Genomic DNA, 17,425 nt, shown 5'->3' on the forward strand with positions numbered 1-17,425 from the left:
ATTTTATATAGCGTTTACCAGTCTAGTGAAGTATAGATTTGTTTCCCCGCCTTTGGCGGGGAAACAAATCTATGTACCTCGCTTGATTGAAAAACGCTATATCAACAGAAAAGCGATCACTTAGTTATATTGAGATACGAAATGAGGCTTACCTATTTTGTGTCTTGTTATGAGATTTAGAATTCACACTTTAAGCGAATTCTAATTTTGAGATTTACTGATATATATTTAACTGTGGTTAAAACTTTAAAGGTTTGCAACACCTATGCCTACCCAAAACGATATCCCCATTGCCCAGAGGGTCAGCGATCCCCAGCGATCGCCCCAAAAGCAAGTACCAGCCAATCCTGTTGTGCGATCGCTACAGGCGGTTCCTTGGTGGGGATATGGTTTAGCAGTATTAGCCTTTCTCTCGCCGATCGTGAGCACCCGCATTTGGTTTGCGCTAAATGCCAATGCCACCAATGCCCCGCAAGCAAATGTGTCCCCATCGGAAAAAGTTGCTTCAGAGCCAAAATCAGAACCTCAAACCGAGCGTCCTTCACCTATTCCGACAGTTGCACCATTTATCAGTACAAATACAGCAACTCCAGCTAATAAAGCCGCCAGTGATAATCCTGACGTAGTTGCCAATGAGCCTGATAGTCCTCCCGATCTCTTTGGACATCATCCTTACAAAGAAGCTCCTGCCAATCAACTACGCACCATTAGTAGAGCGAGTGACGGCTATGAAATCAAACTGAGGGAGGCGGCGGCAAAAAGTTATTTGAGTATGGAGGCAGCCGCCAAAGCTGATGGTGTTGATTTTGCGGTGATTTCTGGATTTCGGACGATCGCTGAGCAGCAGCAACTTTTCTTTGAGATTAGTAAGCAACGCAATCAGACCCCAGCCCAACGCGCTAAGGTCAGTGCGCCCCCCGGGCATAGTGAGCATCATACGGGCTATGCGATGGATATTGGTGACGCATCTGTACCAAGTGCCAATCTTTCAACCAGTTTCGAGAAAACTGCCGCTTTTCAATGGCTCCAAAGTAATGCAGCTAAGTACGGCTTTGAAATGTCATTCCCTCCAAACAATTCTCAGGGTGTGATGTATGAGCCTTGGCATTGGCGCTTTGTCGGTGATGATGACAGTCTGGCTACTTTCTACAAAAAGCAACCTCGTAGTGGTTCGTTTATTAAAAAGTCATGAACGTTACCACCACTGATTTACTAGCGATCGCCATTTTTACGATCACCATGATGTCCCTCGTCGGTACGATGGTGGGTTTATCGCCGATTGTCCCTGCGGTGATCGCAATTGCCTTAATCAGTGCATGGGGTATTGACATTGGCTTTTGGCAAGGTAAATTTGGTGCATACGCACAAGCATGGCTGAGGGCAAGAGATCCTAAATACCGCGAGCGTGTTTCCTATCACGAAGCAGGGCATTTTTTGGCGGCGCATGTCTTGGGCTTTAAAGTGATCAACTATGCGATCGCGGGAATTGTCGGTCAATCTTTGGGGGAAGTCTTAGCTAGCGAAAGTTTTAACGGTATCGAAGGCGGCGTAGAAATTGAAGTAGATCATTCTGCTAATTCCGTCAATCTCCTAGATCGTTATTGCACCGTCTACATGGCAGGAATCGCTGCCGAGCAACTCATGTGCGAAGGCGAAACGGAAGGCGGCTTAGATGATATTCAGCGTTTACGTCAAGCTATTTCGAGTTTGCCAAATCCAATGGTGCAAGAACGTTGGGCATTACTGAATGCCAAAAATTTACTTGGCGATCGCCGTTCCGTTTTAATTGCCCTTGCGGAACAGATGCAAAATGGAGCTTCCATCGAAGCCTGTTATCAAACAATCGAGCAGGCGGCTCTAACTATCAAATAAGGTGCTTTGCACCTTTAAAAGATTAGGGTTGCGGCGCTTTGCTCTGCAACCCTAATTCTTTAGTGGGAAGGGAGTATTTGACTAGACAATCTGATTAACTTTACCGACTACAAACTTTAAATAACGCCCTTCAGCAAAGGCGGCAGGGACAGGATGATCGATGGGTTGTCCTGCTTCATGGATAATTTGGATACGCCGATCGCTCGATTCCGCAGCAGTGGCAAGCATTTCCTTAAAGGCTTCGGGGCTAACTTGGCTAGTGCAACTTGCTGAAACTAGTAAACCATTGGGCGCGACGCATTTAAGGGCGATCGCATTTAGCTTGGTATAAGCACGAATTGCCGCAAAACGATTTTGCTTACTCTTGGCAAAAGTGGGTGGATCGAGGATCACAATATCAAAGGTTTGTTGCTCTTGTGCGTAGCGATGCAGCAGATCAAAACAATCCGCAGTTACAAAATTGTGGCGATCGCGATCGAAATTATTCAACCGCACATTCGTATCGGCAACAGACGCTAAATGTTTGCCAATATCGACATTAGTAACATGACTAGCGCCACCACGCAGGGCATAGAGCGAAAATGCCCCCGTATAGGAAAAACAATTCAGTACCGTTTTACCTTGGCTAATTTCCCCGACAAAGCGACGGTTTTCGCGATGGTCGAGAAATAGCCCCGTCTTTTGTCCAGTTTGCAAATTGACCTGAAACAATAGCCCATGTTCCTTGACCGTGATATCTCCCTTCGGCTCTTTACCCCATAGCAATTGAGTTTTGCTCTCTTGCGGATTTTCACTTTCAAAATTCTCTAAATGCTTTGTCCGCCATAAAATTCCCTGTAAGGGAACCACCGCTAACAAGGCATTCACTAACCAATCAAGGAGAACGCTTGCCCCCTCCATATAGGTTTGCACCACCGCATATTCCCCATACAGATCAACGGTAATCCCTGCCAAGCCATCCCCCTCACCAAAAAGCCATCGATAAGCGGTGCAGTTCTGTTCGCGCAAAGGCGATCGCAGTTCCCATGCCGCTTGTACTCGCGCTTTCAACCAACGCGGATCGGGTAACTGTCGCTGCGAAAATATCCGAATCGCGATCGGCCCTTTGTTATCCCAGAGTCCAAACCCTGTCCAGCCGCCACACTTGACCCGCACCCATTCCCCCGTCTCAAAACGTGCTTCTCTAGGCAATCTGTCTCGATAAATCCAAGGATGTCCTTGAGCCAAACGTTCTTTAAGTTGAGTAGAAACAATAATTTCGCGCAGCTTTGCCATTAATTTGTTCTTAATACAGTTACTAGTTGATTTTTATTTGTTGAAGTTTATCGATTAAATCACCACGTCGGAAAGTAGCAGATAGTTGCTGTAGGGAAGTTTCATTACTACCATACAAAGACTCGAGAGCTTGTTGAATATCCTGTACTGCATGATTAAAATATGCTTCTCCATTTTGTTCAATCAATTTTTGAGCTTGATGGAAATTGAGATGACTAATATCATTCATTTTAATTTGGAGATCGTGGAGCAGTCTCTTTCCCATTTGCATCGCAATAAAGCATGAAGCATAACGAATAAAGTCGGGATCTTGCGGTTCTGGGCGCTTGCGTCGATTTTCGGCAAGTCGATATAGTTGCACAGCTAGAACTACTTGCGCTCCATTGAGATTCTCGGTAAAGATTGAATCGTATAGCTTACCAAAGTGTTCACGCGAAAAGAATTTAGCTTGGTGCGGTTTTTCTCGCCAAACAGATAGTACTGCCTCTGCCGCCACTCCTGAACTAATATCTGTAGATCTAGCACCAGTTTCAGAACGCTTACGCCGATAGTTATATCCTAATTGTTGAATACTTATTTCTAATCTTTGTTGCAGATCATCATTAGCACGTAAATCCTTAAGATCTACTGGGTTTTGGCTATTAGTAGCATAGGTAATCTTTTGGACGAGATTAAGATTATCACTCGGTAATTCATAGAGTCTTAATAAGACATAAGCTTGAGTATCTTGGGGTAAGATTTTTTGGAATAAGTTTGGCTCCTGTATGGTTTTAGATATCGTCATACAGGTTTGTCCACCATTAATTATTTGGAGATTTTCAACACGTACTTTGTAATTACTGTCTTGCAATCCGTTATAAGAAAATTTATCGCAAATTAATGTGATTCCATTATTATAAAAATAAAAATTATCTTTTTCCTCACTATTCAAAGTATCACGAATACCTTCATTAACACGATTACCTTGTAATCCTAAATAACGACGAATATTCCTTTCAAGTAGCCGTTCTCCATGTCTTTCAATTAAAGATGCGATTTCCGTTACGGAAATCCTGCCCACAAGCACTCGGCTAAAGCTCATATCTTCGACGATCGCTTTACCACTTAACTGTAAGGTGTCTTTGACGGGTTTCGATGCTTGCAGAATGTTGACAAGGCGATCGTGATTGACATGTTCCCATGTCGCTTGATCCCCAAAGCCAGCGCGATCAATTGCTTCTTGGGCAGCATTATTCCATTTCAATCCATTATTACAAGCTAAGGCACGAATTTGAGGAATATATCCATCACGAATTAAACTACGTGCCTCTTCGACCTTGGCAAGAAGTCTCGGATTAATGTAATCCAGTCGGGCAGTAGGATTGAACAAATACTTAATGGCATTGATCAGACTTTCGATCCCATCTTCAGGGAAATTAGAATTTACCTCTAAATTATTCTTATACTTGGCTTGAAATAAACTAACTGTAAACTCTCCATCATGCTCCTCAGAGATATGCATAGCATCTACGCCAAAATCTCCCCCACCTTCGGTTAAACAATCAAAGGTTTGCTCGTCTTCTAAATCTAAAATAGTCTTGACACATAAGTACACAAATGCCAGTGATTTGAGCTTTGCCTCATCACGAATGCGAAGTTCTTCACTAGCTTGTTGGCGAATATTATCTATTACAGATGCTAAGCGTTGATCAATGATAGAAGCATTTATATTCATGGAATTGAGATGGTCAAGGTGAATCTGCGATTTAATAATGAACCAAGTTTGGGATGACGCGAATCCGTCGAGCCATACAAAACTTGGTTTACTGCAAAGCCCCTACTTGAGCATCTACAAATAGCATCGCCACTTGCAGACTTGTGTATTAGCCTAGAATAGAATAGCACTCCACATTTTCCCTATGACTGTCAATCCTACAATATCCCTAGAGACTGAGCTTACAAGTCCCATAATTAAAGCTCCTGAACTCCTTGCGCCTGCGGGGACTTGGGAATGTGCAAAGGCAGCAGTAGAAAATGGGGCGGATGCTATTTATTTTGGCTTGGAAAAATTTAATGCGCGGATGCGGGCGCACAACTTTACAGAAGCGGATTTGCCTGATTTGATGGCATTTCTGCACCGTCGCGGCGTGAAGGGATATGTGACCCTCAATACCTTGATTTTTACGTCAGAATTAGGCTCGGTGGAATCCTATTTGCGATCGATTATTGCGGCGGGAGTGGATGCAGCGATCGTGCAGGATGTGGGCTTGTGCCGCTTAATTCGCCATTTGTCGCCCGATTTCCCGATTCATGGCTCAACCCAGATGACGGTGACTAGTGGTGCAGGTGTTGAGTTTGCCAAGTCTTTGGGATGCGATTTGGTGGTGTTGGCGCGAGAATGCTCGATCGCCGAAATCCGTAAAATCCAAAAACAGATCGGTGATCGCCAAATTTCGCTACCCCTAGAAGTGTTTGTGCATGGGGCTTTGTGTGTCGCCTATTCGGGACAGTGTTTGACCAGTGAATCCTTGGGCGGGCGATCGGCAAATCGTGGCGAATGCGCCCAAGCCTGTCGGATGCCCTACGAAATGATTGTCGATGGTCAGCCGATAGATTTAGGCGATCGGCGCTATCTGCTCAGTCCTCAAGATTTGGCAGGGCTGGCAGTTCTGCCAGAGTTGATCGAGGCGGGAGTGGTATCCCTGAAAATTGAAGGACGTTTGAAGCATCCTGAATATGTGGCAAGTGTGACGCAGGTATATCGCCAAGCCATTGATCGCGTGGTGCAAGGTTTAGAAAATCAGGTTAGTGCAGGCGATCGCTACCAATTAGAAATGGCATTTTCGCGAGGTCTATACACAGGTTGGCTAGATGGTATCGACAATCAAGCCCTTGTCCATGCCCGATTTGGCAAAAAGCGCGGCGTATATTTGGGCGAAATTACCGAGATTCGCGATGGGCGCGATAAACAGGTGGTGCTACGGTTACAAGCTCCACTTAAAGCAGGAGATGGTGTCGTTTTCGATGCGGGTAAACCTGCCGATCGCGAAGAAGGTGGACGTATCTATGCAGTGAATTGCAGTGAATTGCGAGGAAAAGATACCATTGTCACCTTTGGGCGGCGCGATGTGGATTTGCGGCGTGTGCGCGTAGGCGATCTCCTCTGGAAAACCAACGATCCTGAACTCGATAAACAATTGCGCCAAACCTACACCAGCGAAAAGATTCTCTTTCAGCGTCCCATTGACATCGAAATTCATGGCGAAATTGGGCAGGCTCTAACTGTGATCGCCCGTGATGCTCAAGGAAATATCGCTCAAGTGGATTCTACAATGTCGTTAGAGGAAGCGAATAATAAACCCTTAACAACAGAACGTTTAACAGATCAGTTGGGAAGATTGGGAAATACGCCTTTCTGTTTGGGAACTCTGCACAATCATTTGCAAGGTGCGGTGATGCTTCCCGTCAGTGAGCTAAATCGTATCCGTCGCGAACTGGTCGAGCAGTTAGATATCCTTCGCAGCAGTCCGAAGCGTTGGCAATTAAATTCTCATTCCTATACTGATTTGTTACCCAAGACTGAATCTAGTCCTGAGATTGCTCCCCAAGCTATTGTTTTAGTGCGGAATTTAGAACAATTACAAGCAGTTCTCACTACCGATATTTCCACTATTTATTGCGAATTTGAAGACCCTACATCCTATCGGACTGCGATGGAAATGGCAAGACAAGCTACCCATGCACCGAGTATTTGGGTTGCTCCACCACGCATTACCAAGCCCAATGAGAACTATATTCTCAAGCAAGTTCTCTCTAGTAATGCCGATGGCTATCTGATTCGCAATTACGACCATTTACAATTTTTTGCCGAATCAAGAATCATCGCTGACTTCTCTTTTAATATCGCCAATCCTTTAACCGCCAATTATTTCAAGCAATCTTTTCCCCTAGAACGCCTCACTGCTTCCTACGATCTCAGCATCCATCAATTAGAATCCTTACTCAAAAAATGTCCTCCCCAATGGTTTGAAATCACCATCCATCAACATATGCCGATGTTCCACATGGAGCATTGTGTATTTTGTGCCTTTCTCTCGGAGGGAACTGATTACACTAATTGCGGTCGTCCCTGTGATAAGCATGAGGTAAAATTGCGCGATCGCACAGGAGCCGAACATGTCTTATTAGCGGATGCAGGCTGTCGAAATACTGTATTTAATAGCACTGCTCAAACGGGTGCAGAATTCGTGCAACGCTTTCTAGAAATAGGTGTGCGACATTTCCGTTTAGAGTTTGTTAATGAGTCGCCTTCGCAAGTATTAGAAACAATTAACCGCTATCAACAACTTTTAGCTGGCAAAATTTCTGGCTCTAAGCTTTGGAAAGATTTAAAGTTACAAAATCAACTCGGTGTAACTCGTGGTTCTTTAGAGGAGTAAACGTTTTGACGATTTTAAAACTGACTTAACATCTTTTATAGTAAGTATATATAGATAATTAATCTGCAATAAAAATATTCAAAATGCACATTCAACAAGTTAAAATCAAAAACTTTCGATGTTTTGAAGATCTGACGGTCAACTTAAATCCAGATGTAAATATATTTGTTGGCAATAATGGCTCTGGTAAAAGTGCAGTATTAGATGCGATCGCGGCGGCTATGTATCCTTATACAAATCAGTTTAAACAAATAGTAGGAAAAGAGTCCAATTCTCTAGACAAACCTTTTGTCTTTCAACAAGATTTGCCGATTAGATCTGATGACAAAACAAATAACAAGATAGAACTTACTGTTTTAACTACAGAGTTTCCAAGTTGGACAATTAATTACTATAAAAAAATTACTGATGATACTGCACGTTTAAGTGTAAGTAATGGAGATCCTTGGTTTCAAACAATTCGTCAGGGTATTAACAGCTATTTGAACGTTCTTAATAATGACATAGAATCCTATCTCTTTACCATTGCTTACTACAGAGGAAATCGAAACCTAACAAACATTACTGATATTGAAAATATTTCAAATAAATCTTTTGATAGATTTGATATTTTAAAAAATGCTTTTGATGCAACAGCTAATTTTACAGATTTAGCTAACTGGCTTTTTGTCCGTGAATTTCAAGAGCTAAGAGAAGGCAAAAAAAAGGGAGACATTAATTTTGAACTTTCTGATTTGAAGCAGGTACGTAAAGCGATTTCTACTATTATTGCTCCTCATGCCCGTGTATATTTTTCGCAGACAACTTCAGCCAAACTAATGGTTGAATGGGAAAATGAGGTAGGCGAAAAAATAGAACTATCACTAAGTCAACTAAGTACAGGCTATCGCAATATGTTAGCCCTTGTGATGGATTTTGCACGACGATTGGCACAAGCAAACCCAGAGATGGAAAATCCACTGGAAGCCAAAGCCGTATTAATGATTGACGAGATAGATTTACACCTACATCCCACTTGGCAACAAAAAATTATTCCCGACCTCCGCAAAGTATTTCCTAATACTCAAATCATCGCCACCACCCATAGCCCCGAAATTGTCACTACTGTAAAACGCCATCAGGTCAAAATTTTAGAAGATTATCAAATCAAAGAATGTCCCTCACCGACTAGAGGCATGAAAAGCTCTGATGTTGTGCGCTATGTTTTAGGGCTAGATAATTTACGACCAGATACCGAAGAATCAAGGACATTAACAGCACTTTTTGACGCGATCGATAATGGTAATTTAGAAGAAGCAAAACGATTGCGAGATAAATTACAAGACTGGAAATCATTTGATCCAGATATTACTAGAGCCGACATGCAAATCCGTCGATTGGAGCGTGAAATGACCGCATGAAAAATGTGCTTAAATCTTCAGAACCTGATGAGTTTCAGAAATACAAAAAGAAAAATAATTCTCAATCTAAAACATGGAAAAGTTTCAAACGAACTAGTGCTTATAATTCTGTCCGTGAAACACTTGTAATTGATCAAAAAGGACTTTGTGCTTATTGTGAAATCGATCTTCATCCCAATGATCGTTGTGTCGAGCATTTTATTCCGCGAAATCAATCCACTCCAGAAAACAACTACGATCTAGATTGGCAGAATATGTTAGCCAATTGTAGAGGAGGTATGGAAACTATTGATATTTCCGAAGAAGAAAATGAACGTAGAATCTCACAACCACCCAACAGAGTTGCCTGTTGTAGTGCTGCTAAAGCTGATTTTATTCCCGATGGCAAATTATTAAATCCCCTTGAATTACCAATATTAAGACTATTTCGTTTTAGCAGTTTAGATGGTGAAATCAGACCTGACGAAAATGCTTGTAAAAATGCTGGTATTCCCATTGAATATGTGCAATTCACCATTCAAAAATTGGGACTCAATGTTCAACGATTAAAAAATGAAAGAGTAGCTATAATTAGCGAAATAACCCAAGAGCTTGATGATCGAGATGATGGGTTAATTAATCCAATTTTACTAAAAAAGCAAATTGCCGCAGAACGTTTCGGTGATGGCAAACATGACTGGCCAGCATTCTTCACAACTATTCGTTGGATTCTAGGAGAAGGTGCAGAAAAGCATTTAACCACTATTTCTTATTTGGGGTAGCTGGGGTCAAAACTTGTTCAGCAGTTAAGTTCAAATTTGGAAATGTGGGCAAAACGATCGCATCATTACCGCGAAACAAATTAAAATTTTAGCTCTAGATCAAGGAAGGACATGTGAAGCGCCTCATTCCTTGATCTGGGACTTATAAAAAGCGATTGGGAGAAAGTAGTTGGATAATCTCATCGGGCTTACCTGTGACATGGGCAGCAAACCTTTGCGCTAAGGGCAAAGCATAGACAGTGGGACTAGTAAATCCTGAGAATAAGTGGAGATTTTCATATTCCTTGACTGCACCAATGAGAGGTAAGCTGTCATTACTGAAGGCAACTAAACAATGTCGCCATTTACCTTTTAGTTCTCCTACTTTTGGCAAAATCTGACTCACAGAAGCACGAATATTTGCTTCGCTTTCAACAGGATCGATCACTGCGTAGGGATCTGTCAAAACGCGGCTCAATTGCCCAAATCTGACATGGCGATCACGAAATTGAATTGCGCCCGCATCAATTGAAGGTGGCAAAAGTTCCTGTCCTTTTATATCCCACAGTCGATCCTTTTCCGCGTCAGTTGTAGCTGCTTCTAGGGAATAACGCTTTGTCGAAGCAGGCATAACCATAGCGCGTAATTCCAGATCTACAGGTTCCGTCTCGATCGCTTCGGCATGGGTAAAATAAATTCTGGCGTTAATCCCTGATGCTTTGAGTAAAGTGCGTGACATTCCACCTGCACAGACACATACCTGAGCAGCCTGAAAATTTCCCTCCGTAGTGCTTACCCCAGTAATGCGATCGCCTGAAATTAACAAGTTTTCAACTTTGGCATAGATAACTTTGCCACCTAATCTTTGAAAAGCTATGGTACAAGCCTCAACAAAACAATCGAGATTGAGATGGGCATGGGGAAATTGTAATGCGCCACTAATTCCTTGAGTATTGAGTAAGGGTTCGCGTTCGTGAGCTTCTTTGGCATCAAGTAAGGTCGGCGCGATCGCACAGTGGGTATATTGAGCAAAAATTGCTTGGGAATCAGCTTCAGGTTCCAGCGTTAATAGGAGGTCTAACTCGCGAAACTCTGTATCCATTCCCAATTCATTAGATAAATTGCGTTGTCGGGTAATTCCTTCTTCACTGAGAATACGGGTAATCGCTGTGGTTGCACCCCAATAGGAAATACCGCCATAGCCAAGACTGCTAGAGCCTTGAAGTTGCTGATGCTGCTCAATGAGTAATACTGAGCATCCTGCTTTTTGCAGTTCATAACTCAGAGCTAGCCCTGTAATTCCACCACCAATGACAATCCAATCAGGCATTATTATTTACCTCTTGCAGTTCGATGTCTTCTAATAAATTATCGCCAGCACCTTGATGTTGAGTCTTTACCCATTTGAGAAGCTTCGGCTGGACGCACATCCGCAAAGTGACACAGGCGATCACAGGAATCCAATGCAACATATAGATCATTGCCGAAGCCGTTTGCCCGATCGCTTGACTCCATGAAACTTGATAGGAACGACGTAATGCCACAGCCATTGTCACAGCCGTGAGGGCAAGTGAGAATCCTGCAATTGGGGGTAACATCGGATTATGCTTGAGAGCGATCGCAGCGATGGTATCGGGAATGAAGGCAACAGTCAGTAAATATTGATTGATATAAAATAGGCAACCGTCAAATGTTTTCCAGAATCCCATTTTGCCACTAAGCAATAGTTTCCCATAGTCAAGATAGCGCTGAAATCCCCCTTCTGCCCAACGGTTGCGCTGATGCCAGAGTTGTTTAAATGTTAAGACCCCTTCTTCTTGTACCGCAGGGAAATTTAAACAGGCGATGTCCCATTGGCATAGATGTAGACGAATGGTGAGATCAAGATCATCGGTAATAGTCTGCTCATTCCAACCGCCACAATCATCGAGGGCAATACGGCGTACAAATTGACCATTCCCGCGCAACTCGCCGACACCGCCAACACGCACACGCAAATCCTGTAAGCACAAATCTAGCGCCATTTCCGCCGATTGTCCTGCTGTCCACCAGTTATCCGTCGCATTAGCGATCGCCTTTCGCAACTGCACTGCCCCAATTTTCGACTGTTGAAATACTGGTACTAGTGATCGCAACACATCCGCAGGCACTTGAGCATCAGCATCAAACACCCCGATAATATCGCCCTTAGTTAAAGCTAGAACTTGGTTTAATGCTCCTGACTTGCCACCCTGAGCCTCATCACCTCGACGCAAAGTTTTCAGTTGTGGATATTTTTGCTTAAGGAGATTGAGTACATCGGACGTGCGATCGCTACTATTGTCATCAACGATCCACACTTCAAAGCGATCGCTGGGATAGTCGATTTGACAGAGATTCTTCACCAAATTTCCAATTACCGCTTCCTCATTTTTTGCCGAAGCTAATAGAGAGAAAAATGGAAATTCTGAGGATCGCTCATTTTGATGATTAATTTCAGGATTTGCAGCGATCGCAGATAGAGGGGGCGCAAAAATTAACCGTAATGCATGAATACCAAATAATCCCAGTAGCACCCAACGCCACCAAGGGGCAAAATGCAAACCAATTGTCAATCCATAAACAATAATTAGAACAAGGATTGTCTTGATTCTACGGTAATTGCCTCCTGACTGAAGGCTGCTACGAAAGTCAGTCTCGTGCATTTGCGGTTTATATGTTACGAAATATTTAGATGAATATACTCAGGATACCGCTTTATCATCAAAGGTTTTCACAATTATCAAAACCTGAACATCCCAAAAAAGAATAATTTTGTAGCTTCAGCTACATTTAATGACTGAAATCAAGAGTAATCAACCATTTGCGTTAAATCGCTAATATAGTGTGAAGGGGTAATGCTTGGCATTGTCCCTTCACACAAACAGTAATTTAAGACCTATAACTGAATGTTCGGCTTTCTAAAACGCAAATTTCGCAAAAAAATCGCACGCATTGAAATTACAGGGGCGATCGGGGCAAGTACCAGAACCCGCGTTCTTGAAGCCCTTGAATTTGTTGAAGAAAACAAATTTCCTGCCCTCCTACTTCGCATCGATAGTCCTGGGGGAACCGTTGGCGATTCTCAAGAAATCTATGCAGCCCTCAAGCGTCTCAGAGAAAAGTCTAAGGTCAAAATAGTTGCCAGTTTTGGCAATATTTCCGCCAGTGGTGGCGTATATATCGGTGTTGGTGCAGATTACATTGTGTCTAATCCCGGAACGATTACAGGTAGCATTGGCGTAATTTTACGTGGTAACAACATTGAAAAGTTACTCGATAAAATTGGCGTTTCCTTTAAAGTAATCAAATCAGGAACTTACAAAGATATTCTCTCTTTTGATCGAGATATCACTGAAGAAGAGAGAGAAATCCTCCAATCACTAATTGATTCTAGCTATCACCAATTTGTGGAAACCGTTGCTGAAGGTCGCAAACTTAGCCCCGCCACTGTGCGTTCCTTTGCGGATGGACGAGTGTTTACAGGTGAGCAGGCTCTTACCCTCGGCTTAGTCGATCGCCTTGGTACCGAGGAAGATGCCAGAATTTGGGCATCGGAATTAGTAGGACTCGATCCTAAAAACACTAAGGTATTTACAATCAAGCCTCCCAAAACCTTTGCAAGTAAGTTTCTACCTAACGGATCAGAAAGTGCGATCGCCCGCTTGCAATTTGAAACGGAAACAAGTGGAATGCCGCTCTGGATGTGGCAATAAATTAAAAGGAGTGCAAAGCACTCCTTTTAATTTGAGTTTTAGTTGTGACCTAGATAACAGGTATTCGTGATTAGGATCGCTAGTTTAGTGAGATAGGGATCGCTAATTATAAGCTTTTCAAGTCACAAGAAGAATTGGGAACTAGATGCACAATATATGAGTCGGTTTAAGGGAGGGTAAACCTTATGACTCCTGTGCAACTAGAGAGAACTCAAAAGATGTTAACTGAACCCCAGTTTCGATTATTTTTTAGGCTTAGCAAAATGCGTGATTGGTTAGGAGAGCTATATTTAGAATTTATTTTGTCACAAGATGAAATTGAATATATCTACCATTCAGAGACGAATATTTGTAATCAAACAAATAAAGACCAAGATAAGCGATCGCCTTACTTAATGAGGTAATGATTATGTAGTCTTTAATTGCTGAAAATCCCCATTTATCAAATACTCTCTTAAAAACCGAGAGACTCTAAATCATCCAAAGTTACTAGGGAAGGATCGGGCACACTCACATCATTGAGAGCGATAGTATCCATATTGCCCAAGATTCGCTCTATCGTGATTGCGCCTAAATCTAAATTTGTTGAGTTCTCAGACAAAGATTTTTTTTCTGAATCTAGTTGTTTCGCTGACTCATTCTTTTCATTATCTGAAGATTTGGCATCATCATTGAGAGCTTCTTCATCCATTAATAGTAGTAATTTATCTAGATTCTGTTTAGGAATTCTAGATTTAATGGCATTGATATCACTCTCCAACTCTGTAATATCTGATTTCAAAACCTGTGAATTATCTACTTTAATAGATCGATCATCAAACCCAAAGTTATTAAATAAATCATCATCTAAATCTGTCGGCACAGTTTCATCATTCACCTGCTGAAGTATAGTCGGTTGCACAGCCGAAAATTCTTCACCTAAATCATCACCAAGATTCCCAATCTCAAATTCTTGATTACTACTAGTTGAGCGAGTACCCATAAACTCATCAAATAGTGAGTCGGAACCTTGAGAATCTGTATTTACTTCTGGAACAGTAGATGAAGATACTGGAGACGAGACTATTGGTGTCGAGTCTGGAAAATCATCAAATAGTGCATTGGCTGTAGTTGCCTCTAAGCTCGAACCCGATGCTGAAATTGGAGAAGTAGGTTCTGGAAAATCATCAAATAATGCATCTAATATGTCTGATTCTTTGCTAGATGTTAGTTGTGAATCCTCTTGAGCCTTTAACGGAGATTCGACAATTTCAGAATTACTGGTCGAGTTAGCTTCAGGTGTGGATGTCTCTAAAACAGGATAAATAATCGCTTGTGGTATAGAGGGTGACTCTGGTTGACGGGACTCTATAACAGGATAAGCATTAGACTGAGGTGGAGCTTCTTGTAAGTCTAGGGTAATGCCTTGGTGTTTAGTTTCTGGACTATCCTGATCTTGAGCAGGTTCTAAAAAGATTTTGGTAACAAGTCTAATTTTGGCTTTTTGCCATTGCTGCCCCGGTTGTAATATCGATAGATTGGTAATTACCTGATCGCCATGCTCATCAGTCTTGCTAGATTCGGCGATCGTATCTAGTAAACTCCGTAAATTGGGGTTGGAGGCAACTGCGGCAAACAAAAAGCTAGGTTTACTAATTACTTGGATTAATTCCGTGAGTGTAGTTAAGCATCGGACAGTGCCAACATGCTCATCGGTAAATCGCACAATAATGTCTTGATATTCTTGCAAGTTTTGCTGAATTTGCGACAACTTCTGTACTAGGATAACCCCTTTTGGATTACTGACAAGATTCATATTTTGATCTTGTACTAAATTTGCTGAGTTGGTAATTTGTGAATTTGTTAATGGTTTGCTGGGAGAGGGATCTAAGGAAAGTTCATGTTGCCAAGCTAAGTAATTATTATCAGAGCGGTAGGTTAAGATTTTGACACGTTTGATTTGCTCAACTTGCAAAATCATCATGCCCCTTTGAATAATTGTAATTACCGCTTTTTGATTCGGTATCTGTAGTGCTTGCAAAGAAATTTTGAGGCATTCCCCTTCCAGCTCAGCTTGAGCATGGATGCCTTTAGATTCTAGCGATCGATTTATCAAAGTAGCGATCGCTTGGGGATCACCTTTCTTTGCCAACTCCATAACGCTCAGTTGTGTCATACCCTATTCCCAATTGGCTACAAATTTCCCTAATGACTATCAGTTGAATATCATCGTCTTGCAATTATTATGATTTTCTCATTGATATGGAGAATATTAAACCGCAAATTAACTCAACTATTAGGCTTTCCAATTTTCACAATGTAACTGACAAATTTACAAATTTACGAATTTAGAGACAAATTTTAGCGTAATCTCGCAATGTAAGTTTGAAAACCTCAAATAGTGGCGTTGCTTTGCGCCACCACTATTTAATTAACGTCAGTTCGGGTTAAGCTGGCAAATTTTAAAAGCCTAAAAGTAAAAGCCTTGCGTAGCAAGGCTTTTACTTTTAGGCTTTGAGAGAGGGTTGGCTACGCCAACCCTCTCTCAAAATGCAAAGCACTGTATAAATAAATGACTGTGCCTCAACAAAAGAGAGGCAACGCTTGGCGCTGCCTCTCTTTTGCGAATTTTGACAGAACATGCCTTGGGCATATCTTTTTTGGAGATGTTTGGATGATTAATCTTCGTACAAACGGCATTCAGCAGCGTCAGGATTGTCATCGCAATAAATTTCAAGGGAGTTTTTAGGCTTATCTTGCTTTTGGTGCGATGCTTCAGCTTGCAACTCTTCTACTGCATCCCATGCAGCAGCACATTCTTTAGAATCAGTACCGCTAACTTCGCAGGTTTCTCTGGCTTGTTGGACTTCTTCTAGAATCTTTTCTTTAATATTGCTCATGTATTTTTTTACTTTTACTATCTTTAATCTAGATCCTAACAGACTTAAGGCTTGCTAGCCATCATACGTCAGGAGTAGGAAACTCACATTGCAATAGCGTTGCAATAGTTCAGAGAGTTAGCCAATAATCCCTAGAGTGGATGGAATCATTCCCGCCAATATGATAAAGCCGATCCATACATTTTGACCAAACGCTTTTTGGTATAACTCGGTAGGAATTTCTGCTTGGCTTAGTCTGTTACATTGCCATATCCATATTACTCCTGCCGTCAAGCAAGCAAAGTAGTGTGTGTAACCGAGTTGCACCTCCCATCCTAGCCAAAGCAAGCTTCCGAGGGTAATCGCTAAAAATATTGCGATCGCAAATGTTACATATCTTCCAAAAAAGAGAGCACTAGAGTTAACTCCAACCTTGAGATCATCTTCGCGATCGCTCATAGCGTAAATTGTGTCAAATCCCATCGTCCAAGCAATTACCGCTAGCCATAATCCCCAAGCATAGCGATCCAGTCCACCTGTAACAGCACTCCAAGGGATTAATACCGTAAATCCCCATGCAATTGACAGAACTAGTTGCGGTACTGGGAAAAAGCGCTTACAGGCAGGATAAATCGCAATCACAGGTACAGCCGCAAAACAAAGTCCAAAACTGAGGGGATTTAAGTAGGTTGATAGTAAGAATGCACAGAGTCCTGAGACTAACAGAACAGCGATCCCCACTTGAATCGATAGCGATCGCTCGGCGAGGGGACGATTTTTAGTGCGATCGACTTGTGGATCGATATCACGATCCCAGAGGTCATTGATGACACAACCTGCGGCGCTAGTTGCCAAGCTACCAAGGATGACTACGCCTAATAAATCTAAGGGAGGTAGTTGATGAATTGATTTGGCGGCCGCCACCGTTGCCCACAGCGCAGGCAACATCAAAATCAGTCTGCCTGCGGGTTTATGCCAGCGCAAGAGCCGCACGATTTTCTGAAATGTTGATTCATTATTGGTGATGCCTGAGTTCATAGTAAATGCTTGCCAAGTTGGCTAAATGATAATTTTAGTGGTTGGTCGGCGCGAAGCATTGACCAACCCAATCTCAATAGCGTGAGCTAT

General features: G+C 42.3%; 14 protein-coding genes. 7 read left to right on the plus strand and 7 right to left on the minus strand.

The window, feature by feature from the left end; all coding sequences use genetic code 11:
• Positions 1-265: 265 nt before the first annotated feature.
• Positions 266-1,192 carry a M15 family metallopeptidase gene (locus HC246_RS21745; RefSeq protein WP_169365515.1) on the plus strand — a complete coding sequence of 309 codons (927 nt, stop codon included), beginning with the start codon at positions 266-268 and terminating at the stop codon, positions 1,190-1,192.
• Positions 1,189-1,872, plus strand: coding sequence for a hypothetical protein (locus HC246_RS21750; RefSeq protein WP_169365516.1), 684 nt, complete (start codon positions 1,189-1,191; stop codon positions 1,870-1,872). The genes HC246_RS21745 and HC246_RS21750 overlap by 4 nt, the downstream gene beginning before the upstream one ends.
• 81 nt (positions 1,873-1,953) lie before the next feature.
• Here the strand turns inward: HC246_RS21750 and HC246_RS21755 are convergent, their stop codons facing one another.
• On the minus strand, positions 1,954-3,147 hold the full coding sequence (locus HC246_RS21755; protein WP_169365517.1) for a class I SAM-dependent rRNA methyltransferase: 1,194 nt from the start codon (positions 3,145-3,147) through the stop codon (positions 1,954-1,956).
• Between the two features lie 22 nt (positions 3,148-3,169).
• Positions 3,170-4,861, minus strand: a complete 1,692-nt coding sequence (locus HC246_RS21760; RefSeq protein ID WP_169365518.1) for an AIPR family protein — start codon at positions 4,859-4,861, stop codon at positions 3,170-3,172.
• Between the two features lie 184 nt (positions 4,862-5,045).
• Between HC246_RS21760 and HC246_RS21765 the strand changes: the two genes are divergently transcribed.
• From HC246_RS21765 to HC246_RS21775, 3 genes are all read left to right on the plus strand, one after another.
• Positions 5,046-7,565 carry a U32 family peptidase gene (locus tag HC246_RS21765; RefSeq protein ID WP_169365519.1) on the plus strand — a complete coding sequence of 840 codons (2,520 nt, stop codon included), beginning with the start codon at positions 5,046-5,048 and terminating at the stop codon, positions 7,563-7,565.
• An 83-nt stretch (positions 7,566-7,648) separates the two neighbouring features.
• Positions 7,649-8,965, plus strand: a complete 1,317-nt coding sequence (locus HC246_RS21770) for an AAA family ATPase (protein WP_169365520.1) — start codon at positions 7,649-7,651, stop codon at positions 8,963-8,965.
• On the plus strand, positions 8,962-9,726 hold the full coding sequence (locus HC246_RS21775) for a retron system putative HNH endonuclease (protein ID WP_169365521.1): 765 nt from the start codon (positions 8,962-8,964) through the stop codon (positions 9,724-9,726). The genes HC246_RS21770 and HC246_RS21775 overlap by 4 nt, the downstream gene beginning before the upstream one ends.
• A gap of 142 nt (positions 9,727-9,868) precedes the next feature.
• On the opposite strand, the gene HC246_RS21780 is transcribed toward HC246_RS21775, so the two are convergent.
• Together HC246_RS21780 and HC246_RS21785 are read right to left on the minus strand one after the other, a co-directional pair.
• Positions 9,869-11,035 (minus strand): NAD(P)/FAD-dependent oxidoreductase, encoded by a 1,167-nt coding sequence (locus tag HC246_RS21780; RefSeq protein ID WP_169365522.1) that lies wholly within the window; start codon positions 11,033-11,035, stop codon positions 9,869-9,871.
• Positions 11,028-12,389 (minus strand): glycosyltransferase, encoded by a 1,362-nt coding sequence (locus HC246_RS21785; protein ID WP_169365523.1) that lies wholly within the window; start codon positions 12,387-12,389, stop codon positions 11,028-11,030. Before HC246_RS21785 ends, HC246_RS21780 begins: the two co-directional genes overlap by 8 nt.
• A gap of 243 nt (positions 12,390-12,632) precedes the next feature.
• Here HC246_RS21785 and sppA point away from each other — a divergent pair, with 243 nt between their 5' ends.
• On the plus strand, positions 12,633-13,439 hold the full coding sequence (gene sppA / locus HC246_RS21790) for a signal peptide peptidase SppA (RefSeq protein WP_169365524.1): 807 nt from the start codon (positions 12,633-12,635) through the stop codon (positions 13,437-13,439).
• A 185-nt stretch (positions 13,440-13,624) separates the two neighbouring features.
• Complete coding sequence (locus tag HC246_RS21795; RefSeq protein WP_169365525.1) at positions 13,625-13,843, plus strand: hypothetical protein; 219 nt, start codon at positions 13,625-13,627, stop codon at positions 13,841-13,843.
• Between the two features lie 50 nt (positions 13,844-13,893).
• Here HC246_RS21795 and HC246_RS21800 read toward each other — a convergent pair whose 3' ends face one another.
• The 3 genes from HC246_RS21800 to HC246_RS21810 form a co-directional block, all read right to left on the minus strand.
• Positions 13,894-15,594 (minus strand): hypothetical protein, encoded by a 1,701-nt coding sequence (locus tag HC246_RS21800; protein ID WP_169365526.1) that lies wholly within the window; start codon positions 15,592-15,594, stop codon positions 13,894-13,896.
• Between the two features lie 502 nt (positions 15,595-16,096).
• Entirely contained in the window at positions 16,097-16,318 is a 222-nt protein-coding gene (locus HC246_RS21805) for a Calvin cycle protein CP12 (RefSeq protein WP_169365527.1), read from the minus strand.
• A gap of 117 nt (positions 16,319-16,435) precedes the next feature.
• A complete protein-coding gene (locus HC246_RS21810) occupies positions 16,436-17,335 on the minus strand; it encodes a 4-hydroxybenzoate solanesyltransferase (RefSeq protein ID WP_169365528.1) in 900 nt (299 codons plus the stop codon).
• Positions 17,336-17,425 lie beyond the last annotated feature (90 nt).

It is taken from the genome of Pseudanabaena yagii GIHE-NHR1 (genome assembly GCF_012863495.1).
Classification (GTDB): domain Bacteria; phylum Cyanobacteriota; class Cyanobacteriia; order Pseudanabaenales; family Pseudanabaenaceae; genus Pseudanabaena; species Pseudanabaena yagii.

Coding starts and splice junctions, on each gene's coding strand:
- HC246_RS21745 (WP_169365515.1), top strand. CDS start 266: ATGCCTACCCAAAACGATATCCCCATTGCCCAGAGGGTCAGCGATCCC.
- sppA (WP_169365524.1), top strand. CDS start 12,633: ATGTTCGGCTTTCTAAAACGCAAATTTCGCAAAAAAATCGCACGCATT.
- HC246_RS21785 (WP_169365523.1), bottom strand. CDS start 12,389: ATGCACGAGACTGACTTTCGTAGCAGCCTTCAGTCAGGAGGCAATTAC.
- HC246_RS21760 (WP_169365518.1), bottom strand. CDS start 4,861: ATGAATATAAATGCTTCTATCATTGATCAACGCTTAGCATCTGTAATA.
- HC246_RS21780 (WP_169365522.1), bottom strand. CDS start 11,035: ATGCCTGATTGGATTGTCATTGGTGGTGGAATTACAGGGCTAGCTCTG.
- HC246_RS21755 (WP_169365517.1), bottom strand. CDS start 3,147: ATGGCAAAGCTGCGCGAAATTATTGTTTCTACTCAACTTAAAGAACGT.
- HC246_RS21795 (WP_169365525.1), top strand. CDS start 13,625: ATGACTCCTGTGCAACTAGAGAGAACTCAAAAGATGTTAACTGAACCC.
- HC246_RS21750 (WP_169365516.1), top strand. CDS start 1,189: ATGAACGTTACCACCACTGATTTACTAGCGATCGCCATTTTTACGATC.
- HC246_RS21805 (WP_169365527.1), bottom strand. CDS start 16,318: ATGAGCAATATTAAAGAAAAGATTCTAGAAGAAGTCCAACAAGCCAGA.
- HC246_RS21810 (WP_169365528.1), bottom strand. CDS start 17,335: ATGAACTCAGGCATCACCAATAATGAATCAACATTTCAGAAAATCGTG.
- HC246_RS21770 (WP_169365520.1), top strand. CDS start 7,649: ATGCACATTCAACAAGTTAAAATCAAAAACTTTCGATGTTTTGAAGAT.
- HC246_RS21800 (WP_169365526.1), bottom strand. CDS start 15,594: ATGACACAACTGAGCGTTATGGAGTTGGCAAAGAAAGGTGATCCCCAA.
- HC246_RS21775 (WP_169365521.1), top strand. CDS start 8,962: ATGAAAAATGTGCTTAAATCTTCAGAACCTGATGAGTTTCAGAAATAC.
- HC246_RS21765 (WP_169365519.1), top strand. CDS start 5,046: ATGACTGTCAATCCTACAATATCCCTAGAGACTGAGCTTACAAGTCCC.